Here is a 23349-nt window from a genome sequence, read left to right on the forward strand (position 1 = left end):
TAGTTTTACAGATGGTTAAGATTGTTTATGCATTCTTTTATGCAATATCGCTGCTGCCTTTCAGGCTGCTCTATTGCATTGCCGACTTCGAGTACTTCATGATGTATTACGTCATCAAGTACCGCAGAGGCATTGTGCGTAAAAATCTCACCACCTCCTTCCCTGAGAAATCAGAAGAAGAGATTGTTGACATCGAGAAGAAATTCTACCGCTGGTTCAGCGATTACTTCTTCGAGGCGGTTAAACTTCTGAGCATCAGCGATAAGGAACTTCGCCGCCGATTCAAGGTATATAACAGCGAAGAAGTGGAACAATGTTTCCAGGAAGGTCAGGATGTGGCAGCCATCCTCGGTCATTACTGCAACTGGGAGTGGCTCTCATGCGTAGGCATCGAACTGCCCAAGTCACGCAAGATGGGCCTCATCTATCATCCTCTGCGCAACCAAGCCTTCGACGAACTCTTCAAGCGCATCCGCTCTCACGAAGAAAACGGAGTGCCTATCCCTAAGAAGGACATCCTCCGATATCTCGTAGACTACAAACGCAAGAACATCCGCAGCCTCTTCGGCTACATCAGCGACCAGGGTCCCAAGTGGGAAAACATCCACCTGTGGCTTCCTTTCCTCAACCATCCCGAAACCCCAGTGTTTACTGGCGGCGAGAGAATCATGAGAAAGATGAATGATGCCGTATTCTATGTAGAGATGTCCCGCCCTAAGCGCGGCTACTACACGGCAACATACAAACTCATCACCCGCAATCCGAACTCCCTGCCGGAGCACGAGATTACCAGTCGCTTCTTCCAGATGCTGGAAGAAACCATCCGCCGGAATCCACCTTATTATTTATGGACGCATAACAGATGGAAGCGAACCAGGGAGGAGTTTGACAAGCGATATGAAATTAAAAACGGTAAAGTAATTCCTAAAGAATCATGAGAATAGTTCTTTTCTGTGAAAACAAGTATGCCATAGACATACTTAATCCGATACAAGAACATGTGACAAAGCAACATTTGCCACACGAGATATTGTGGTATATCCACAAACCAAAGATAGACAGTTTTCTATATGCCGACCAGGTAAAATGGACCAACTCTATTCAAGAAGTCTATGACTTCCAGCCAGAGGCTATCTATGTGCCAGGCAACATTGTGCCTTACTATCTGCCAGGCGTCAAGATACAGGTATTCCACGGCTATGCCGCAGAGAAGAAAGACCACTGGATTATCCGCCGTTACTTTGACACCTATTTCACCCAAGGTCCTTACTTCACCTCCCACTTCGAGGCTTTAGCAAAGAAATATGGCGACTTCGAAGTATTGGAAACGGGATGGCCTAAGCAGGATTGGATCAAGGAAAACCTGCATAAATATGATGCCGACCGAGAGAAACTGCTCAGGGAAAGCGGCAAGGAGACCTTGATCCTTTACGCTCCTACCTTCTCGCCAAAACTCACTTCGCTTCCTTACATCAAGGAAGAGCTGGGCAAGCTGGCTAAGGAGCGCAATGCCCTGGTAGTAATGAAGTTCCATCCGCTTACCCGCCAGGAATGGGTAGATGAATACCGTGAATGGGCTGCAACAAAGAAGGATGTTCTCTTCATCGACAAGGGAGAGAACGTAACCAAATATCAGCTGATGGCAGATACGCTCATCAGCGATACCTCTTCTACCATCTATGAGTTCCTGCTGCTCTCTCGCCCAGTAATCACCCTCGGCACCATATCCAAGGATATCTACTGGGAAAACATCACGGAACCTGATCAGCTGATTGCCGCCTACGACCATGCCCTCACAGACCCTGAGGCGATAGCCAAGAGACAGTGGATAGTAGATAACTACGACCCATATCTTGACGGCAACGTATGCCAGCGCATGCTCGACGGAGCCGAAGACTACATCCGCCGTCATGGTGTGCCGAAGAAGAGAAAGCTGAATCTCTGGCGTAAATATACCAGCATCAAGACATTTGGAAGAATCAAAAAAGAATAAAGATATGCTTAATTTTACAGTAGGCCCTGTGATGGCAAGCGATGAGGTTAGAGCCATCGGCGCTGAACAGGTGCCTTATTTCAGAACAGCAGAGTTCTCCGCCATCATGAAGGAGAACGAACAATTGATGAAGCAGTTTGCCAAGGCATCAGACGATGCCCGCACAGTTTTTATCACAGGTTCGGGCACTGCCTCTATGGAAGCCGTGGTCATGAATGTATTCACTCCTGCCGACAAAGTACTGGTAGTGAATGGCGGTAGCTTTGGTCACCGATTCGTACAACTCTGTGAAATTCATGAGATTCCACATACAGAAATCAAGCTTGAGATAGGGACTCCACTCACGGCAGAAGACCTCAAGCCATACGAGGGACAAGGCTACACCGGCTTCCTCGTCAATCTACATGAGACTTCTACCGGCGTACTCTACGACATCCAGATGATCAGCGACTTCTGTCATCGCAACCATATCTTCCTGGCAGTAGATTCCATCAGTTCTTTCCTCGCCGACCCATTCAACATGAAGGAGTTGGGCGTGAACGTAATGATTACGGGTTCACAGAAAGCACTGGCATGTCCTCCAGGTATCTCTGTCATCATTCTCGATACAGAGGCAATCAAGCGAGTAGAGGCAAACAAGGTGAAGTCGATGTATTTCGACCTGAAGGATGCCTTGAAGAATGGTGAGCGTGGACAGACTCCTTTCACCCCAGCCGTAGGAACCTTACTGCAGATTCATGCCCGCCTGAAGGAAATAGAGCGCAATGGCGGTGTGGAGAGCGAGAACCAGCGCATGAAAATGCTTGCCGAAGATTTCAGAAGTAAGATCAAGGACCTGCCATTCACCATCGTATCAAAGTCAATGTCAAATGCCGTTACTCCTCTGCATCCACAGAACGCCTCAGCCTACGACATCTTCCTGAAGCTGAAAGACGAATATGGCATCTGGGTATGTCCTAATGGTGGCGACATGGCAGAAAAGGTGTTCCGTGTAGGTCATCTCGGCAACCTGAGTCCGGAAGACAACACCACTCTCGTTGATGCACTGAAGGATATGCAGGCTAAGGGACTGCTATAAAGGGGCTGCTATAATATATATAATAAGGTATAGAGAACTTTCAAGATAGAGAAACTTATGGTTAAAGTCATCACATACGGTACTTACGACCTGCTTCATTATGGTCACATCCGTCTCCTGGAGCGCGCCAAGGCTTTGGGCGACTACCTCATCGTGGGCGTAACCTCGGATACCTTCGACCGTGAGCGTGGCAAAATCAATGTACAACAATCCCTCATGGAACGAGTGGAAGCCGTGCGTGCCACTGGCATTGCCGATGAAATCATCATCGAGGAATACGAGGGACAGAAGATTGACGACATCAAGCGACTGGACGTAGATATCTTTACCGTAGGTTCTGACTGGAGAGGCAAGTTTGACTATCTCAACGCCTATTGCAAGGTGGTTTATCTAGACCGCACTCAGGGCGTATCGAGCACGGAGATCAGAAGCGAGCAGCAGGTGGTTAGCCTCGGACTGGTTGGCGAATCGCCTATCCTCAACAAGATAGAGCGCGAAAGCCAATATGTCAATGGGCTAGAGGCAGGAAAGGTTTTCTCCCTCAACGACCAATATCTCTCAGAGAATCTGCAGGCAGCGGAAAAGCAGGCAGCCAGTTTTCAGGAACTCCTGAATGAAAGCGATGCGCTCTATGTTATCTCTGCCCCAAGCAAGCACTATGCTCAAATAAAGGAGGCATTAGAAGCTGGCAAACACGTATTGTGCGAATCGCCTATCACTCTTCAGCCTCAGCAATGGAAAGAACTCAAGGAAATAGCAAAAGATAAGAAGGTAGTCTTGATGGATTCTATCAAGACCGCCTATTCCGTAGCCTATTACCGACTCTTACTCTTGGCTAAGGGCGGTATCATCGGTGATATCATGTCGGTGGATGCAACCTGCACCAGTCTCGTAGACTTTGACCCGACCCAGGATTCACAGAAGAGCCTTTACGAATGGAACAGTATCTGCGCCTGGGGACCGACGGCACTCCTGCCTATCTTCCAGCTTCTGGGCACAGAATACAGCAGCAAACAGATAGCCACTCACTTCCTGGACGAAGCAAAGCGCTATGATGCCTTTACCAAGATATCCTTCCTCTATCCTCATGCCGTAGCTTCGCTGAAGGTTGGTCAAGGCGTGAAGTCGGAAGGCGAATTGATTATCTCGGGCACCAAGGGATACATCTACGTACCAGCCCCATGGTGGAAGACCGATTACTTCGAGGTGAGATACGAGAATCCGCAGAACAACAAGCGCTACTTCTACCAGCTGGATGGAGAAGGGTTGCGCTATATGCTCCTCTCCTTCCTCAAAGCCATCCGCACCGGCAAGGACTTCTCGTATGTATCCGATGACATATCAGAAGAAATCGTCAAGACTATCGCCAATTTCGAGGCAAGAAAAGACATGGTCATCATATAGGTTCGTCTACATGATGTCCATTTCCTTTCTTGAAAGCTTTTTCCTTTTAGTCTTAACGGCATTTATATAATTTAACAACTATTAGTGCAAGAAAGCACAAGTTTCTCTGTTATTATACATATAAAAATAAGCAAAAACAATAATACGATGAATCAGAAATTGTTAAAAAGCCATACGATATTGGCGATTTGTATTCTAATCTTATCCATCATCCCTGTTGTGGCAATAGGTCCCTATCTCCATCAGTTTGCAGATGACTATGTATTCGGAGCTCCTGTCTACAAGGCTTGGACTGCCACCCATTCATTTGGGGCATGTATTCAGGCGGCCTGGGCTGAATCCATGCATATCTACCAGACATGGCAGGGTACCTATTCGGCATGTTTCCTGATGGCATTACAACCTGGAATTTTTGGCAAATACTGGCTTGTACCGATTATTCTATTGGGAAGCCTAATTCTTTCCACCTATACACTGGGATACACAATATTACGCAGATTGCTACATATCAACAAATTGGAATACACTTTCATTTCTACTCTATTTGTATTAATGACCGTACAGTTCGTATGGTCGTTCTACGATGCATTCTGCTGGTATAACGGAGCGATGTACTATACCTTATATTATAGTATTTCTTTGTTCCTTGCCTCCCTACTCATCGAATTCCATCTTACAAAATCCATCATAGCGAAAATCATCATCACGCTGGTTTCCGCAGCACTCGCCATATTCATTGCCGGCGGCAACTTTGTTACCGGTCTGGGTATGCCAGCCATTCTCTTTATGGCAATCGTATGGATGTGGGTGGAGAGGAAGAAGACTCCTTTCTTCTTGCTTTCTATCCTTATCATTTATGCCTGCGCTTTTGCTTTCAGTGTATTTGCACCAGGCAATACTGTCCGCCAATCCACAGTCACCAGTCAACCGAATGTGGTTTCAGCCTTCTTTATTGCGATAGCAAAGGGCATAGAATTTCTCGCTGATGCCATTAAAATCACAGAAATACTCATGTTTACCATTCTCATACCTTTTCTTGCAAGATTAGCCAAGGCATCCCACTTTAGGTTTTCTCATCCATGGCTTTATCTGCTCATCTCTTTCCTACTCTATTGCGCCTTCTTTTTTCCAAACAGCTATGCCATGGGAACCAAAGGAGCAGACAGAACACAGAATGTATACTTCTATGTGCATCTGTGGATGATTTGCTTCAATATCTACTATCTTTCTGGTGCTCTTCAGCGCAGAGCGGCTGATCTGGAACCAATAAGCGTTGCTATTGTAAACTTGACAGAGGCAATCAGACTGAAATATAATAAATACTTCAGATGGCTACCGGTATATTACTGGCTTGTGTTGGTACTTTCTATCACAGCAAAGCCAACTACTACCAACAGAACACTCTCCTTGCTGCGTAGAGGAACAGCACAGAAGTTTGATCTAGAAATGCAGCAGCGCGAAATTGCCGTAAAGCAAAGCAAGGCAGATCATCTGGTATTAAATCCGCTTACCGTAAAGATGCCATCCGATGCCTTCCATGATATCACTATTTATCCAGGTTATTGGATTAACCGAGGTATGGCAAACTATTATGGCAAGAAAACGGTAGTAGCATTACCTTTCGATGATGGCGAAGAAACGCCAGCCAAGTTGTTAAAACGCTGCCGTGATGAAGTAGGTCCAGGCGGAATGACCTTTATCGAAGGAAAATAAATCAGAAATAACAATACCATTCATAAAACAAAAAAGGTAAGTAGCCAAAACTGCTACTTACCTTTTTTATGTTTCAAGCGATCTTCTATAATCTTGCTGACAGCAACAAACTGATAGATGCCTTCATAGCAGGCACATACAAATCCTTCCTTACCATCACGGAAGCCACCCTTCTGAATATAAGCACGGAAGAAACGCACCAACGGACGATAGAACAAAGCTGCCATTCCATAATTGCGATCTTTCTTCTTTTCTATCTCGTTAGCTGTATACTGGTTGATTTTCCCCATTCTGCTGGCAATGCTGTCGTCTGCCAGATGAACCAAAGCCATATCTGCATGGGTTGCTGGTATCTTTTCTATCCTGCCCTTGATAATAGGGTCGGCATGGATGACAGCAGGCCATACCGTATCCTTCCTGATAAAGAAACGCAACTGATAGTCGGGATAGAAACAATGCATGAATCTTCCCATAAAGCGACTCTTGCGTGGCACATACAATCCCAATGGAGCATCCTCCTTCCCTATTAGGGAATAAAGATGTTGTTTCAGTGCTGGGGTGACCAGTTCATCTGCATCCACCACCAGTACCCATTTGCAGGAAGCTGCATCTATGGCTGTCTGTCTTGCCGGTTCACAAATCTGATAACTGCCTCTAGGGAAAACAACTATCTTGCAACCATTACGCTTTGCAATATCCAAGGTATCGTCGGTACTTTCCATGTCGCAGACAACCACCTCGTCAAAGCCCTTCACTGTATCCAGCACCTGCTGAAGATGGCAGGAGGCATTATAGGTATTAATAACCACCGAGATGCCATTTCCCTGCTCTTGTTCTACACTTGTCTTATCCATATATCTATGCTCTATAAATATTGATCGATACCATTTGTGCAACGAACCAAACGCTCCTTCTTCACCTGGTTCAAAACATCTTTATGCATGTTCTCTTGGGCTTTAGACGCCTCCTTGTGATAAAGATGGTACATGATTCCTCCCATCTTCAGAGCCTTCTTCCGAACGCCAGCAAAATGCAGACGATAGGCAAACTCGGCATCCTCATGTCCCCATTCCAGCAAATCCTCATTGTAACCATTTACCTTGATGGCATCCTCTCTCCAATAAGCCATGTTGCAACCTCTGAGATGGTCGATTCTACGGGCATAGCGAAAAGCCAGCAATCTGCGGAACACATGAGAACGGAAGCTATTGCTTACATAACTGAAAGGCATGTTCCAAAGATTCACATTGACTACCTTTGTATCCAAAATTTTTTTGGAAATCTGGGCAGACAGCAGCACTCTACTTCCACAGACGAAACATCCTTTCTGAGCCATTTCTATATGGTCTTCTACAAAATGAGAACTCAAAACAACATCTCCATCAACTTGGATGATATAATCACCCGTAGCCTTTGCTATTGCCTTATTCAAAATGGAAGTTCTTCTGAATCCCTTATCTTCCTGCCAAACCCAAATTACCGGTACTGGCATTTTTTCAGCATAACGGTCTATCAGTTTTTTAGTCTCTTCGGTAGAACCATCGTCAGCAATAACAACTTCATCAGGCATAACATGCTGATGCAACACGCTATACAACACGAGTTCTAAGGCTTTAGGCCAATTGTAAGTCGTAATCAATAATGTTGTTTTCATAAACCTAACTTTTTACGTTTAAAATAATGCAAGATACTTTTGCGATGTACCCATCGCCAATCGTGTATCTTCTTTGCTCCTATTATTTTTTGTAATATTTTCTCATCCATTCCCCGCAGTTTCACATACTCTCGTGCCACACACTCGAAGACATCCATTCTTCCGGTAAACCTCGTCAGGTTTTCCACACATTCCTTCATCGGCGGATAGCCTGAGTAAAACCTCATACGATTGATATCGATAAGCGAGAACGTATAATGACCATCAGCCTGAAGCTGATACAGCACATTGCCGGCATTCAAGTCAATATCGATGATGCCTTTCTGGTGCAATCGATTCACAAAGTGCGCATAATCTGCCGCCATCACCCTGTTGAATTCCTCTGGGGAGTTCAACTGATCGTTGATAGGCATACTGTTATCAATATCAGAGATAAAGTAGCAATAGTCAATAAGTCCCTTTACCCTCGTTTCAATATATCCAAAGCCTTCGGGAGTGGCAAAGCCATCTGCCATCAGCCTAAGGGCATTCTCATAGGCACGGAAAGCCTTGGTAGAGCGGAAGAAGCTATATCCTATCTTCTGAATGAAATTAGGCTGTTTGTATCTCTTCACCACAACTTCTTTCTCTTTTCCATCAAACTTTACATGAAAAGCCTTGATAACATTTCGTCCTTCAAAGATGCAACGTCCCTCCTGCTCGAACACATCCGGGATGCGTTCGATGAAACTTCTCATCTCTTCGTATTTTGGGTTTATCTTTATCTTCATTTCTTTACAGTACTTTTATATTTTTGCCTAGGATGCTTTGGAACTCCAGGGAACATCATTTCCAAACTCTTGTCGGCTAACATCCGTGGAATGACATAAATCTTTAAATAAGTCTTATTTCTATTAACTTGCAGTGCCAATTCATCTAATGACTGCCAATCCGAACAAACCAAACATATAAGCTTCTTCAATTCTTCAAAAGATAATTTCTTTTTCTTCCTCAAAGATTCCATGTTTGAAATGCTGATATTCGGACTTGGTATATTTGAACTTAAGTTTGCAACCTTAGAGCCTGAACCTGCAATATTACTTGGTATATTTGAATCTGAACTTGGTATATTTGGGCTTAAACTTGCAACCTTAGAGCCTGAACTTGCAATATTACTTGGTATATTTGAGCCAGAGCATGTTATATTAGAGTCTGAGCTTGCAATATTACTTGTTATATTAGAGCCATCGTTTGGAAGATAATATTTCGTTCCTCTACCATACCCATCTTGCACCAACAATCCATCTTGACACATATCTTTCAGCAAATCAGCAATCTCTGCTTTATGAATATCCAGCACAACTCTAAGGCTCTCATTAGTAACATAGCCATCAATGCAAGCCGCATTAAGTGCCAACAAACGTTTTTGCCCAATTGTCGTGATTTTAGGACCAAATATCTGAGTAAGCCTTTCCTTCGTAGCATCATCCATCAATGACTCCATCATCATTGTCAGCTCTACAATATCAGGCTGAGTTAACAATCTCAACATCGGTGCCCGCCAATTCGCAAATCGCCAACCTGCCAGAATCTTATCGACACCACTTCCCGCTTTTTCTGCCGAACCTATCTGCATAAACATCTTTTGCAGAGTCGTATTGCGACAAACGCTTGTACTCTCCTCGTAATACTGTGTCTTGGAAACCAACAAGGTGCCAGGATTAGAAAACACCATTTTATTCGGAAACAAACGCACCACCATTGTTGCATCTGCCGAATAATCGGTATGGATACAAAGATTTACCAATGCCTCACGTACAGCTATATGAGCTGGGGTTTCATCTCGGCGAATATTGTCCTTCAAAATGAAAGGCTTAGGCAAAACTGCACACAAACGAGGGAGGACACGCAGATAAAACTGAAACAAGTTTGCTTCCCAAGTTCCATCTGGGCAAATTCTATTTGTCCATCTTATCTCAGGATCATCCAAAAGTTTTTCCCGATAATCAGGAAAAAAATTAGGGCAGCACTCAGTATCTGTAATTGCATCTTCCTTACCAAACATTAGCACGCCTGCAAGCGTAAAGCCCTCTTCCTTCGTACTACGTTCTATACGATAAGCTCCTATCTTTTTAAGAAATTCAAAATCGGAGAGCTGCAACCAAGGATGACTTGGCTTTGCCAATTTAAAAAGTTGGCGATACTGTGCTATGGATTCCGTATCAAAGTCATCCATAGAGTAATTTTTCAGAATGCGACTGTCAGCAGGACGTGAAACATCGGCATCGGCAAACATTCGCTGCACTTCTTTTTCCGTACACTTATAGTCCCCTTCGTAATTTCGCTTAAAAGTACCATTATAGGGTTGAGACGTTCTATAAACAGGACGCTGTTCTCTGGATGCACGAGGAATAAAGAATAACATAAGTTTATGACCTTTGTAATCTTCTACCACGACATCTTCTGTTTTTAACAGGTTACAACTAACCGTAGCTCGATTATTCACATTATTCCAAAAGTCCTTTGTATATTTCTCAATCTGTTCATCAGATAGATTATCTATATAGAACTTACCTTTTTTTTCTATTACTCCAAGCACGATAACTCCTCCTTCGCTATTGGCGAAGGCTGAATAGGTATCCCAAAAGCTGCCAGGAAATCCACCGGCAGCACTTTTAAACTCCAAGTCATCACTCTCTATACTATTCAAGAGTGAATCCAGATAATCCTCGAAGTTTAATCTATCACGTACTTCTAACATACTATTCTTTTATATTCTTAAACTAGATACCATCCAGATATCTCATAGGTTGCAAAGATACGAAAAACTATCAGAAAAGCAAAATTTTAGGGAAATTATCTTTCTTCCTTTATTGATACTTGCTTTTTTTTATCTATTTTCTTGCAAGTTTAAAGTATATTTCATAATTTTGTAGCCAAAAACATCATTATAGTTTTCATAAAAAATAAGAAATCCAATGAATATTCAAAAACTGAAATATAAATTCCATAGCGGAAAAAACAGCAAACCCTGGTATTACATCAAGGAATACGCCCGTCTTTATACTCCTGCCTGCATCCTGATATGGAGGGGACAGCGTTTACTAGCCAAAGCCAAGAAACGCAAAGATTATGACTATATTCTAAGCCGAGTAAACTACTACAACAAGCTTACAGAAAACTATCTTCATCTCAACAAAGATTTGTGGGAAAAGAAAGCTGTAAAAGTTGCAGAACAGCCGATGACCCGCCAGAAGGTATATTATCTGGATACCCTGGAGTATGCCCGCTGTTTTAACGGCAACAACAAATGGAATCTCCTGCCTGGTGACATCACGTATGTGGAAGATATTCCTACCATTGTAAAAAGCCGCCCAATTCATGGAGAAAACCAGAACTCCGTATTGCTCAAGATGGACAAGGTACGCCATTTCATCTTCGTGAAGGATAAGCTTTCGTTTGCAGAAAAGAAAAATCAAGCTATCTTTAGAGGAAAAATAGCCTGTAAGGACATCCGTGTGCAATTCGTAGAGAAGTTTTTCGGAAATTCTCGCTTCGATATCGGAACCATAGATTTGATTAAGCCAGAATGGAAGAGCGACAAGATTTCCATCTACGACCATCTGAAGTACAAATACGTGATGGCTCTGGAGGGAAATGACGTAGCAAGCAATCTGAAATGGATTATGTCTTCCAATTCCATCGCCGTGATGCCTAAGCCATATTACGAAACTTGGTTTATGGAAGGTACTCTGAAGCCAGACTATCATTATATAGAAGTAAAGCCTGATTTCTCTGATCTTGAGGAAAAGATGGACTACTATACTGCTCATCCAGATGAAGCGCAAGCTATCATCAACCACGCTCACGAATATGTAGAGCAATTCAAGGATAAGCAGCGTGAGGATATCATCTCGCTGATGGTTCTGGATAAGTATTTTTCTCTGTTAAAATCTAAGGATTAATGTCTAGAAAGGATTCTTTCAATTATGAAAGAACAATCCTACCGATTATTCGATGGGCAGAATGATGACAGATAAGACGCCTAGACTGTGGCATGTAGTAGGCAGCAATCTGAACTATGCCTTCATCATCAACAACGACACCATTCTGGAGAAGACTGCCGATGGTGCCCTGGATGTTTATGATGCCCACATGAATCCTGTAAAGAACTACCGTCTGCCAGCTAAGCAGTTTGACAAAGCCATCAAACAGCTTAACAGGTTCTTTAAATAAGAAAAGGTAAATCCCCGAAAAGCCCCTTCCGCATTCCAGGTTTTCATATACCCGGAATACAGAAGAGGCTTTATCCTTTTATGCTTCCTTCCACACTCTTCTCTTGAGCCACAACGCCAAGATGGGGTCACTCATTTCCAGATGCTTAGGAGCAGGTATTGTAATCAGATCTTTCACCATCAAGGACTTCTTGAGGCGGGTTACATTGGCAGCAGTACCCAGGCGATAGGTTTCCAATATCGCCGTCTGGGTGAAACCGGTATGTACTCCATTGGTGATGGCATGCAGGAAATTCATCTGATAGGCAGAAAGGTCTTCGGTTTGCTGGATAAACAAGGGCTCGCAGGCATCCAACAACCGGTCTATTCCATATTTCAAGTCCTCTTCTGTTGCTACAGAATCATCTTGCACTCGCAACCACACAAACCATGCCAACTGCTGTACATAAGAAGAATATCGGTCTGTTACCTGACAGATTTCTCGAGCCAACTCTTCTGAGATATGCTTGCCGGTAGATTCGAATCGCTGACAGATATACTCCACCCAGTCTTTCTCGCTAATCTTGTTCAGATAGAAGAAATCACCAAAGCGATAGAATGGGTAACTGGCATTCTGGAACATCTGTTCCATCATGTGCTTTTTGCTTCCATAAAGGCAGTAAGAAACATGGCTCTGCAATTGCCATACGCTACGGAGTTTCTTCTGGAAGGTCAAGGAATCAGGAAAATCGCCTATCTGCTGAAATTCATCGATGCAGACTACGATATGACAACCTTTTGACCGAGCTATCATTTCCGGAAGTCTCAAAACTTCTTCTGTCGTATTGTTACCAGCATTATACTCCAAAGCCAAAGAGAAATCTGTCAAAGGATCTTGACCGATACTGATTTTTGGAACGAAACGGCTTAAGAATACCTTGGCATTCTCCATCCATTCTTCCCATTTTGAAGAAGTAGCCCGAACCACAGCCGTAGCAAAAGCATTGATAAAATCATTTTCCGAACGACAGCCAAAGGCATCTATACGAGCTATCCTGATGTCTTCGCTCTCCACAAGCGCACACACCTTATCCACCAATGAAGTCTTACCCATACGACGAGGTGAAATCAATATCGTATTCACTCCATACGTAAAGTTCGCCTTCAGGCGTTCTGTTTCCTCTCTTCGGTCGGTGAAGGAATCCCCCTCCACACGAACACCGAACACAAACGGAGCTTCTTTACTTTTTCTCATAATCACTACCTTATTTTATACTATACAGCTTTTCTTCTGCAAAGATAGCAAAAAAAAACAAATTAAACAAGGTTGTTTTAAACAAAGTTGTTTAAAACCATCATTTTTATTACGAATTAACTAATAATCAATGGATTACAGATAATACACAAAAGAAATAAACGGGGGTGATTTTTAAAACACGGACAAATTGAATTTGTCCGGATGGTTGTCCGACAGCTTTGTAATCAAAAGAAAATCAGTAAGTTATGAGCAGCCGGACAATTTGTCCGGACAAATTCAATTTGTCCGTGTTATTTTTTTATGAGAAAGGAAGAAGAAGAAAAAGGGGGTTACGGATTGAGACGAAAACCTGTTATCCGAGAAGCTATAACCTGGCACCCGAGAAACTATGATTTAACACATAAGAACCTATGTTTTCCGCCCCACAAAACTATGACTTAGATTTTTTAACACAATTTGCTCCAAATGGCTGCTGAATTTCGGACCTTATCACACGCTCAAATTTGGCGGTTACAGAAGATAGTCGTATTTTTGCCCCCGTTTATCGGATATTCCGACAAGCTAACTTTTAAACATTAAATAATTATGGAGAATGAAAATTTAAGAAACATAGAGAACCTTTTAGCCGCCAAGGCAAGTACACAGCCTCTTTACGAATTCCCTGTAGACCAGCTTCCACTCGGACTCCGCGACTCGCTCTCTGGCGTAGCCGCAGAGGCACGCGTGCCTGCCCTCTTCTCAGCCCTCCCTATAGCCGCAACCTATGCTGACCGTCTGAAGGCGAAGTATTGCGATGGCAGCGAGACTCCGATGGCACTCATGTCTATCATCATCGGCGAGCAGGCATCAGGTAAGGGCGTATGCCGCCGCATCGAGAACATCTGGGCGAAGAAGATGGATAAGGACGATGAGAAACCTCGTGAGGATGAAGCCTGGTACCAGCAGCACAAGGGCAAGAAGGGCGTAGTAGACCCGAAGCCTTGCATCCGTCACATTGGCGATACTATCTCGAAGTCGGCTTTGATGCGCCGTCAGCTCTGTGCCGACGGCCATACCATGTATATGTTCAGCGAGGAGCTCGGTTCGATGAAGAGCGTATGGAAGGTGTTCGGCGACTACTTCCGTAAGGCGTTCGACCAGAGCGAGGTGGGTCAAGACTACATCACAGCCACCAGCGGCGTAACCCACGCCCAGCTCAACTTCTCCGGCTGCTGCACCCAGAACATCTTCCAGAAGTTCTTCACCGATGATAACATCGAGGACGGATTTTCTTCAAGAATGATGCTCGCCAAGATGCCCGATACCTCCTTCGCACCCCTCAGCCAGCACCACGGCTATACCGAGGAAGAACAGGCAAACATCCTCAAGGCAGTAACTCTCCTTGAACGTAGTCACGGCGTAATGGAGCTGCCCCGTATGTGCGAGGAGTTCTGCCAGTGGCTCGAAGCAAAGAGACAGCTTGCCCTGGCGAATGCCGACCGTGTGATGGATGTGTATCGTCGCCGTTCCGCCGTCATCGGCTTCCGTTGTGGCGTCATCTTCCACATTCTGGAACAGACCGGAGAGGAAACAGATGCCTGCATCCGTTTTGCCAAGGCTGTGGCCGACTACGTGCTCGCCATGCAGATGGAGATGTTTGGCTTGCGTCTCGACAAGCAGCAGCAGGACAACGAGGCTATCCCAGTCTATAAGTCTCGAAACACCCTGCTCTTTGCCCAGCTCCCTGAGCAATTCACCCTCTTCGATGCCAGCCGTGAGCGTGGCGACGGAGCCAGTCGTGAAGCCATCCGTAAGATGATAAGCCGTTGGACCAAGCGTGGTCTCTGCAAGAAGCTGAAAGGTGGCGACACCGAGATCTGGCAGAAGCTTACCCTCTCGGCATAAAGCATCTTGAATCTCCTGAAACTGTTAATCCCCCATCACGCAGCCAAAGCGTGGTGGGGGATTTCTGTTGTTTATTGCTGATGTCGCTCGATATATTCAGCTGCCTGGATATTCGAGAAGACATAGTTCTTCAAATCCTGGAACTTAGACTCCTGCTTGGTTTCCTTCAGATTGCCATTCGGCAACACATCATAGCAGAAACTGCGGTTCATCGACGGATTATAGACGAAGCAACGCTGATGGTCTCTTGCCACAATCTGGTTGTCTGCCGAATAGAATACCATCGGGCGCTGCTGCTTCAGCAAATCCACTCCGAAGCCCTCGTACTCATAATTCAGATTCATCAGACCGAAAAGCGTAGGCATCACATCCACCTGCATGCCCAAGCCCGCATACTGCTGCTGCGGAACACCAGGACCAAAGATGATGAGCGGAATATGGTTGTAAGACTGAGGCAACTCGCCCTCGCTCTTCCCCACCAGCTTACCATGGTCTGCCTGAATCACGAATATCGTGTTCTTATACCAAGACTCCCGGCTTGCCTTCTTCAGAAAGTCGCCTATCGCCCAGTCGGCATACTCCACAATCTGTGTTTCCTTCTCCTTGGTCTTCGGCTTGAAGAAATCAGGAATGATATATGGCGGATGATTGCTCACGGTGAGGATGGTAGCCATGAAAGGCTTGCCCGTCTTCGCCTTCTGGTTGATGGTGTTGAGGGCATAGCCCATCTCGAAATGGTCGCTCACACCAAAGCTGTTCACCACCTCGCTCTTAGGATAGTTCTCCTGAGAGAAGATGTCATCGTAGCCATTGGTCTGGAAGAAGGCCTTCATGTTGTCATACTGTGCCTCGTGAGTCATGAAGAACATGTTCTCGTAGCCATACTTCTTCAACACCGTGGCGATACCCTTGCGGCGTGGAGTTACCGTTCCCTTCATCAGGTTTCGGAACATGAGAGCAGGGAAACTGTAGAGCGTAGCCGTCATGCCATGGTTGGTATGGATGCCGGCACTATAAAAGTGGGTGAACGCCAGGGAATGATGATAGAGCGAATCGAGCGTTGGGGTGAGCGGCTGCTGATTGCCGAAAGTACCCAACAGGTTTGCCGACATAGACTCCATCAATATCACCACCACGTTAGGATGATTCTTCTTCATCATCAGGGAATCGTTCACCACCTCACGTTTCAGAATATTCGTGCTATCCACCTTTCCCATAATACCCAGCCACTGGCGGGTATTCGTGATAGCCTCAGCGTATGGCATGAGATGCAGTTCCTTGTTCTCCTTGCGCATATCGTCGAGCGCAGAAGTAAGGAGATTGAATGCCGGATTGATGCCGAGCTGGTTGAGGAAAGAATCCTCGCAATAGTAAGCCTGGCTCACCTTGATAGGGTTATAGCCCATTCTGCCACGGATGCCGAAGAGACAGGCACCTATCATCACAGCAGAAATAAGGAAACGGCTGACTACCTGCACTAGGTGCATATTGTCCTTAGGCAGAAGGAAGAGCCCCTCGAAGTAGCGGCGCAGACGGACGAGCGCATAGATAAACGCCCCCGTAAACACGAAATAGAGGGCGATATAGAGCCAGTAGGAAGACTCCTGCAAGAGCATGCCCGATGTGGTGGCTACATAGCCGAACCACCCGAATATGCTGGAATTGATGTTCTTGAAGAAATACTGGAAATAAGGAGTATTGGCTGCCGAAGGCATGAAGGCGATGGCAAACCATGCCGCATACCAGATGTTGATGCCACGCAGCAAACGGCGATGACACCACCCCAGACTGGCTGCTATCAGGAGCACAGCCACAGGCAATACCGAAATATAACAAGCTATGACATTATCAAACCATACACCCTTGACAAACGCCATTACCCTACTCGCCTCTGCATCTACAATCATGCCATGCAGGGCGATAAATTCTACCAATCTGAACAGAGTCATCACCAGCAATGCCAATACATGCACCGAAAGGAGATACCCAAAAGCCTTAAAATATCGTTTCATTTTTATTCTACTTTAGAAATCGGGTGCAAAGTTAATAATTATATCCCAATAAAAGCAAAATTTCTAGCCTTATTCTGTCTATAAACAAATAATTATATGTAACTTTGCAGCCAAAAATACATAATAAGACTTCGATAAGACATGAACATCAAGTACAACAAAGCCCTATGGCTCATCATCATCCTGGCTATCGTGATGATGATTCCATTCCTCGGACTCACAGATTTCAATACCAAGGGAGAACCGCGCGAAGCGGTGGTTGCCTACACCATGCTGGAACATGGCAACTGGATTCTGCCTATCAACAACGGAGGTGATATCCCTTACAAACCGCCATTCTTCCACTGGTGCATCGCCTTCTTCAGCCTCTTCATCGGCCATGTGAATGAGTACACCTCCCGCCTGCCATCTGCCGTATCGCTGGTATTGATGACCATTGGCGGTTTCGTGTTCTATGCCAAGCGCAAGAACGCCCAGACCAGCCTCATCGCAGCCATCCTTACGCTCACCGCCTTCGAGGTACACCGTGCGGGTATGAACTGCCGTGTAGATATGGTGAATACCGCCTTCATGGTGGGAGCCATGTATCTGCTCTACCGCTGGTGGGAGAAAGGAAAGCACCAGTTGCCTTGGCTCGCTATCCTCTGCATGAGTGGCGCTACGCTTACCAAAGGTCCTGTGGGAATCATCCTGCCTTGCTTTGTGATGGGCGTATTCATGCTTACCCAACGTGAGAACTTCTGGGGCATCGTATGGCGCATGGCTCTAACCGCCCTGCTCTCGCTCGTTATTCCTTTCTGCTGGTATTATGCAGCCTATCTGCAAGGCGGCGACGAGTTCCTGCGACTGGTGAAGGAAGAGAATATCGACCGATTCATGGGCAAGATGGCATACGAATCGCACGAGAACCCAGCGTGGTACAACCTTCTCACGCTCATCACGGGCTGGTTGCCTTACACCTTATTATTACTGTTCTCGCTCTTCATTCTGCCATGGAAGAAGTTCTCGAAGACCCGATTCCTGGAGAATGCGAAGAAGGCTACTCCGCTGCAGGTGTTCACCTGGCTCGCTTTCCTCCTGGTACTCTTCTTCTACTGCATCCCAAAGAGCAAGCGCAGCGTTTATCTGCTGCCATGCTATCCGTTCATGGCCTATCTCATCGCCGAATACATCGTTTGGATGATGAAGGAGAAGATGGGAGCCATCAAGGTATATGCAGGGGTGATTGCCTCGCTGGCAGTTATCCTTGTGATTGCTACGCTTGTTATACGAGCAGGCGGCATACCAGATACCATTTTCCATGGCAAGCATGCTGCCGACAACATCGCCATGCTCCATGCAATAGGGGAATCTACTCATGGTATCCTATTCTACGTATGCTATATGTTTCTTATAATAGGGGCTTATCATATATTCAAGGCACTCAAGAAAAAAGAGACAAGCCAAATGATGAAATATACATTGGTGATGATTAGCGCAATTTTCATCACACTCGACTCCACCCTGCAGCCTGCCGTACTCAACACGAAGGCCGATAAGCACCTGGCGCCGGTTATCGAGAAGAAGTTTGATACCAGCAAACTCTATTCTTATATGTCGGTAGATATGCTGCATTTCTTCAGCCTCAACTTCTATCTGGGCGATAAGATCCAGCAGTTTGACAAGGTATTGCCACAGGATGGCGTACTGATGATTCCGGAAGAAGACATGCCTGATTTCCTTGAGAAATTCGGCAAGGACTACACCTTCCAGAAGGTTTGGGAAGTAAGAAAGACGGTAGAATGGCACAACAAGGTAGGTTTCTACCGATTCGTGAAGACTAGTGCCAATATTGCACTTAACAAATGAGTAGTGATTAGATACAAAAATAGCATCGGGATTATAAGTACCGATGCTATTTTTGTATCTATCAAATTGATATTCTCCTTATTTTCTTTCTTCGATAAGATTATACTCTTTCTTCGATGAAGTATCGTGGGCGACGCTTCACCTCGGTATAAATCTTGCCGATATAGACACCCGTGATGCCTACGCCCGTGGTGATGATGCCTCCGATAAACCACATGGAAACAAGCATGGAGGTCCAGCCCTGAATGGTCTTGCCCTGGAAATATTCTACCAAGGCAAAGATAATCATGATGACTGCCACCAAAGTCATCGCCAAACCCAGGAAGGTGATAAACCTAAGAGGGGCTACGGAGAACGAAGTGATGCCATCGATACTGAAACTCAGCATCTTGGTAAACGGATACTTACTCTCACCCGCCTCACGAGCCTTGCGGTCGTAATAGACGAATCCCTCCCGGAAACCCAACTGGCGTACGATGGCTCTAAGGAAGAGATTGCGCTCTGAATACTGCATCAGCGCCTTTAGGGTGCGGTTGGTCATCATGCGGAAATCGGCATGATTGTAAACCGTCTCCTTATCCACACTCTGCATCAGCTTATAAAAAGCCTGGGCGGTAAAGCGCTTGAAGAAGGTATCGGTCTTGCGCTCCTTGCGCACACCATAGATGATATCCTTGCCTTCCTGCACCTGGCGCACCATATCCACGATAACATTCTCATCGTCCTGCAGGTCGGCATCGATACTTACCATCGCATCACAATGGTCTACCGCAGCTTCCATACCTGCCCAGAGCGCATTTTGATGGCCCCGGTTATGCGACAGTTTGATGCCATGCACATATCCATGTTCCTTGGCAGCATCCGAAATCATCTGCCAAGTATGGTCACGACTGCCATCGTCGACAAGCAGCAGTTCTGTGTCGGCATCAGTCTCTTTCTTAATCTTTCTGATCAATGCCCCCAGCACATCTAAGGTCTTAGGCAGCACTTCTTCCTCGTTATAACAAGGGATAACTATCAATATCTTCATTTGTAAGCCAGTATTAATTCAGATGCAAAAGTAACTCATTTTTTCTATTTAAACAAGAAAAACGTTTAATATTTTTTATTCTTGATATATATTTCCCGTTTTTCTCCATTCTTTCTTACCATTTCCACTTTACCTGTATCTCCAGATCGGTTTGCGAAGAGCGGGAGATTTCCTGCAAACCAGAAGAGATGTGAGAGCGGTCGAAATAATCGGTTGTACCCAATTTGGCGATAAGCAGCAGATGGGAACCTATCTCTGAGCGTGCCACCAAGGCGTAACGGATGCCCTCGCCGTAGTAGCTGCCGAAACTCATCTGATAGAGCAGACCGGGCTCATAAGCGTAGATACGGGAGGCAAAATCGGAAGTATGGAAATAGCCCAGGCAGCCTCTCAACGTTCCTTTCAACTGCTTCTTCCATTTCCATTCCCATCCTATATGCTCGCTCAGCATATAGCCTTTACTAAGCTCATCGCCCTCATTCTTCATCGCGCTTTCTGCCTGGCTCATCGTATAGTCGAAACTGGTTTTGGCGCTCCATCGTTTTTGGACTATTGTGGCATAGAGGCGCAGACGGCCGGTTGTGGTTCCCGCCTTATCCTTATAACGGAACCTTCCTCCTACCGTCAGCACTCTGGAGGGCTGGAAGAGAATATTCACCAGATTATCCCAACACTGTGTGCTCTCCCTGGTCTGATACTTAGGCCAGGCAAAATAGGCGAAATCGCTATAGGCTGTGATGCTCCAATGATGGGCAGGAATCCAGGTAAAGCCCAGATATACACCGTTTTCATCCTGCACATCGCTCCCCTCGGAAAAGCTGTTGCTGAAAAGAGAATAGTATCGGGCAGAATAGAACCTGTGGAGAGCCATGAGCGTGAAATGGTCGGAACAGAGATAGGAGGCAGCATTAAGCGTGGCTATGGAACCGCAATCGCCCGTAGCCGTTTCGCCGGAGAGGGTGAGGCGATGGGAGATGTAACCATAGCTGATGCTGGCATTCCAGAAGGCATTTCCCTCAGGAGCAAAACGCTTGTAAAGCTGGCTTTTATTGGGCGTGAGCGGCAGGGAGAAAGAGGTATAAAAAGCGGTAGCTCCGATGTGCCAGCCCTGATGCTTGTAACTGATATTGCCTCCCACAAGTGTATTGGATGCTACCTTCTGTTTAGCAATCTCATTTACCGTGCGATGCAAACCGGTCTTCAGGATGGTCTTGATGCCCCCGCCGTCAGCAGAAAGCGTAGCATCTATCTGGCGATAAGAAAGAAAACCGGTCAGTTCGAGGCCCTTTAATAAGGTATAGGTGGCTGCGGCGCCTTGCAGATAATTAGCTGAAGAACGGGAAGAATGACCGCGGATGATGCAGGAAGATGATCTGCCCAAGGAGGTTAAGGCTGAGAGTTTGCCGAAGCCGAAATCATTATTGAGTATCAGTCCTAATCCTGCATTCAGTCTGTATCTGCCCAGGGTGATATTCTTCCATCTGCCCAGGTTCTTTACCTGAAGATAGAAGGAATAGAAGTCGTAACCCATCGTGTTCCTGGCTCCGAAGAATGGTTCGCCGGCATCCTGAGAAGCTACGAATCCCAGTTTGACGGAATTGCCGTAACGAAACTGGTAGCGCAGTCCGTGCTTGTAAGGATAACCCAGATAGCCGTCGGTTCCGCTCGCATCGCCCTTGCGCTCATAAAAAGGAACCTTCAGCATGCCCATCACCTCGTGCTTGCCATACTGGGCGATGTTTTTAAGACTGGGGAAAGCCAGCTTGCTCCCGTCATCGGCCACATAGAAGAAACAACTCATCAGCTGGCGCTGATACCAGTCGATGCTGCTTATCAGGGTAAGCTCGCTCATACTCTTCAGCTGTCCATAGCGGTAGATATAGAACAGGATGTCTTCTACCTGCGATGCAGTAAGAAACGGCATGCGCTCCAGTTCTTCTCTCGTTGCCGTATTCAGATTGACGGGATGCTGCGCCATCTCCTCCAAATCTTCTTCATAGTCTTGCCAGGCTACATTCTCGAAATCTTCGGATGAAGAAAGGTCGGACAGCAATTGCTGCCAAGGGGGCGAAGCGGAAAGAGAATCTTCAGGCACGGCGCCCTGTTCTGAAAGAGAGGAAGATTGGGCTTGAGCCCATAAGGCACAGAAGATTTGGGAGCTGCCTACGAGAAACAGTTTCAACAAGAGGGATGTTATGGAATGAGCATGCTTCATCTGCAGTAGGCACTTCATTTATTAAATTAAGACAAAGTTACTGCTAAAATATGAAAAAGAGAAAGAAAAAGCCAAGAATCTTTCTCAATTTGAGAAATAATCTGTAATTTTGCGGCGTAATTAGTAACACAAAGGGGCTTACACCTCTTTATATATAGAAGAAGCTCCACGAAGAAAAGGAGCTGGACAAAGAACTTTGAGGAGATTTACATGAAACAGAAAATATGCTTTTTACTGGCGATGCTCTTCTGCATCACCCTGCAGACCATGGCGCAGACCGATGGCGACAACCCTGAAGACAGGGAGGTGGACATGGATACTCCTACCTTTGAACCGATGGTGAAGGTAGGAAAAGTGCTCTTGGATCATGACAGCGTGCAATATGTTCAGGTGAACAACGTGTACGTTTATCCGCAGCCGGTATTCAAGAACGCCAAGGAGCGAATGGCTTACAACCGTTTGGTATACAACATCAAGAAGGTGCTGCCGATAGCCAAGGAGGTAAGAAAGATTATCATCGAAACGGGTGATTATCTGGAAACGCTGCCTAACAAGAAGGCAAAGGACGCACACATGAAACTGGTGGAGAAAGGTATCAAACAGGAATATACCCCGAGAATGAAGAAACTCACCTATGCACAGGGTAAACTCTGCATCAAACTGGTATATCGCGAATGCAATTCCTCATCCTATCACCTGATTCAAGCCTTTCTGGGTCCTATCCGTGCCGGATTCTATCAGGCATTTGCAAGCCTCTTCGGTGCCAGCCTCAACAAGAAGTACGACCCGAACGGCGTTGACAGATTAACAGAAAGAGTGGTAAGACAGGTAGAATCGGGGCAGATTTAACCAGCTCATCTTATTCAGAAAGCCCATACACTTAGGTATAAAAGCATTTCCAGTCAATAGGAATTGCTTTTATACCTAAGTTTTTTTGTTGATACAAGCAAAAGAAATCTCCGTTCATAGACATTGAACCGCCGTTCAAAGACATTGAATGTCGGTTCAAAGACACTGAACGGCGGTTCAATGTCTATGAACGAAGATTTAAACAGGCTGAAAAAAGA

The 23349-nt window shown here is 45.6% G+C and carries 18 protein-coding genes; 10 read left to right on the forward strand and 8 right to left on the reverse strand.

Going from position 1 to position 23349, the window contains the following annotated elements; all coding sequences use genetic code 11:
* Positions 1-11 precede the first annotated feature (11 nt).
* From F7D47_RS06610 to F7D47_RS06630, 5 genes are all read left to right on the forward strand, one after another.
* Positions 12-938 carry a lysophospholipid acyltransferase family protein gene (locus F7D47_RS06610; RefSeq protein ID WP_153085085.1) on the forward strand — a complete coding sequence of 309 codons (927 nt, stop codon included), beginning with the start codon at positions 12-14 and terminating at the stop codon, positions 936-938.
* On the forward strand, positions 935-1993 hold the full coding sequence (locus F7D47_RS06615; protein WP_153085086.1) for a CDP-glycerol glycerophosphotransferase family protein: 1059 nt from the start codon (positions 935-937) through the stop codon (positions 1991-1993). The genes F7D47_RS06610 and F7D47_RS06615 overlap by 4 nt, the downstream gene beginning before the upstream one ends.
* A 4-nt stretch (positions 1994-1997) precedes the next feature.
* Positions 1998-3071, forward strand: coding sequence for a pyridoxal-phosphate-dependent aminotransferase family protein (locus F7D47_RS06620; protein WP_153085087.1), 1074 nt, complete (start codon positions 1998-2000; stop codon positions 3069-3071).
* Between the two features lie 57 nt (positions 3072-3128).
* Positions 3129-4475 (forward strand): Gfo/Idh/MocA family oxidoreductase, encoded by a 1347-nt coding sequence (locus F7D47_RS06625; protein ID WP_153085088.1) that lies wholly within the window; start codon positions 3129-3131, stop codon positions 4473-4475.
* A gap of 147 nt (positions 4476-4622) precedes the next feature.
* The gene (locus F7D47_RS06630) at positions 4623-6188 is read left to right on the forward strand and encodes a DUF6056 family protein (protein WP_153085089.1); all 1566 of its coding nucleotides are present in this window, start codon (positions 4623-4625) and stop codon (positions 6186-6188) included.
* Between the two features lie 53 nt (positions 6189-6241).
* On the opposite strand, the gene F7D47_RS06635 is transcribed toward F7D47_RS06630, so the two are convergent.
* Genes F7D47_RS06635 through F7D47_RS06650 form a run of 4 tightly spaced genes read right to left on the reverse strand, consistent with a single transcriptional unit; the run spans position 6242 to position 10582 of the window.
* A complete protein-coding gene (locus F7D47_RS06635) occupies positions 6242-7042 on the reverse strand; it encodes a glycosyltransferase family 2 protein (protein ID WP_153085090.1) in 801 nt (266 codons plus the stop codon).
* An 11-nt stretch (positions 7043-7053) separates the two neighbouring features.
* A complete protein-coding gene (locus tag F7D47_RS06640) occupies positions 7054-7842 on the reverse strand; it encodes a glycosyltransferase family 2 protein (RefSeq protein ID WP_117693245.1) in 789 nt (262 codons plus the stop codon).
* Positions 7839-8612, reverse strand: a complete 774-nt coding sequence (locus F7D47_RS06645) for a lipopolysaccharide kinase InaA family protein (RefSeq protein ID WP_117693243.1) — start codon at positions 8610-8612, stop codon at positions 7839-7841. Before F7D47_RS06645 ends, F7D47_RS06640 begins: the two co-directional genes overlap by 4 nt.
* The gene (locus F7D47_RS06650; RefSeq protein WP_153085091.1) at positions 8609-10582 is read right to left on the reverse strand and encodes an ATP-binding protein; all 1974 of its coding nucleotides are present in this window, start codon (positions 10580-10582) and stop codon (positions 8609-8611) included. Before F7D47_RS06650 ends, F7D47_RS06645 begins: the two co-directional genes overlap by 4 nt.
* Before the next feature lie 217 nt (positions 10583-10799).
* Here F7D47_RS06650 and F7D47_RS06655 point away from each other — a divergent pair, with 217 nt between their 5' ends.
* Positions 10800-11786, forward strand: a complete 987-nt coding sequence (locus F7D47_RS06655; protein ID WP_153085092.1) for a glycosyl transferase family 90 — start codon at positions 10800-10802, stop codon at positions 11784-11786.
* Between the two features lie 61 nt (positions 11787-11847).
* Positions 11848-12057 carry a hypothetical protein gene (locus F7D47_RS06660; RefSeq protein ID WP_147330147.1) on the forward strand — a complete coding sequence of 70 codons (210 nt, stop codon included), beginning with the start codon at positions 11848-11850 and terminating at the stop codon, positions 12055-12057.
* A 78-nt stretch (positions 12058-12135) separates the two neighbouring features.
* On the opposite strand, the gene F7D47_RS06665 is transcribed toward F7D47_RS06660, so the two are convergent.
* Positions 12136-13290 carry an AAA family ATPase gene (locus F7D47_RS06665; protein WP_153085093.1) on the reverse strand — a complete coding sequence of 385 codons (1155 nt, stop codon included), beginning with the start codon at positions 13288-13290 and terminating at the stop codon, positions 12136-12138.
* A gap of 588 nt (positions 13291-13878) precedes the next feature.
* Here F7D47_RS06665 and F7D47_RS06670 point away from each other — a divergent pair.
* The gene (locus F7D47_RS06670) at positions 13879-15177 is read left to right on the forward strand and encodes a DUF3987 domain-containing protein (RefSeq protein ID WP_153085094.1); all 1299 of its coding nucleotides are present in this window, start codon (positions 13879-13881) and stop codon (positions 15175-15177) included.
* A gap of 71 nt (positions 15178-15248) precedes the next feature.
* Here the strand turns inward: F7D47_RS06670 and F7D47_RS06675 are convergent, their stop codons facing one another.
* Positions 15249-17189, reverse strand: coding sequence for an LTA synthase family protein (locus F7D47_RS06675; RefSeq protein WP_153085095.1), 1941 nt, complete (start codon positions 17187-17189; stop codon positions 15249-15251).
* 141 nt (positions 17190-17330) lie between these two features.
* Here F7D47_RS06675 and F7D47_RS06680 point away from each other — a divergent pair, with 141 nt between their 5' ends.
* Positions 17331-19037, forward strand: coding sequence for an ArnT family glycosyltransferase (locus F7D47_RS06680; protein ID WP_153085096.1), 1707 nt, complete (start codon positions 17331-17333; stop codon positions 19035-19037).
* 100 nt (positions 19038-19137) lie between these two features.
* On the opposite strand, the gene F7D47_RS06685 is transcribed toward F7D47_RS06680, so the two are convergent.
* Positions 19138-20067 (reverse strand): glycosyltransferase family 2 protein, encoded by a 930-nt coding sequence (locus F7D47_RS06685; RefSeq protein ID WP_153085097.1) that lies wholly within the window; start codon positions 20065-20067, stop codon positions 19138-19140.
* A gap of 115 nt (positions 20068-20182) precedes the next feature.
* A complete protein-coding gene (locus tag F7D47_RS06690; protein ID WP_153085098.1) occupies positions 20183-22300 on the reverse strand; it encodes a helix-hairpin-helix domain-containing protein in 2118 nt (705 codons plus the stop codon).
* A 192-nt stretch (positions 22301-22492) separates the two neighbouring features.
* Between F7D47_RS06690 and F7D47_RS06695 the strand changes: the two genes are divergently transcribed.
* A complete protein-coding gene (locus F7D47_RS06695; RefSeq protein WP_006848148.1) occupies positions 22493-23131 on the forward strand; it encodes a DUF4294 domain-containing protein in 639 nt (212 codons plus the stop codon).
* Positions 23132-23349: the final 218 nt, after the last annotated feature.

The sequence above is a fragment of the Segatella copri genome (assembly GCF_009494835.1).
Taxonomy (GTDB): Bacteria; Bacteroidota; Bacteroidia; order Bacteroidales; family Bacteroidaceae; genus Prevotella; species Prevotella copri_F.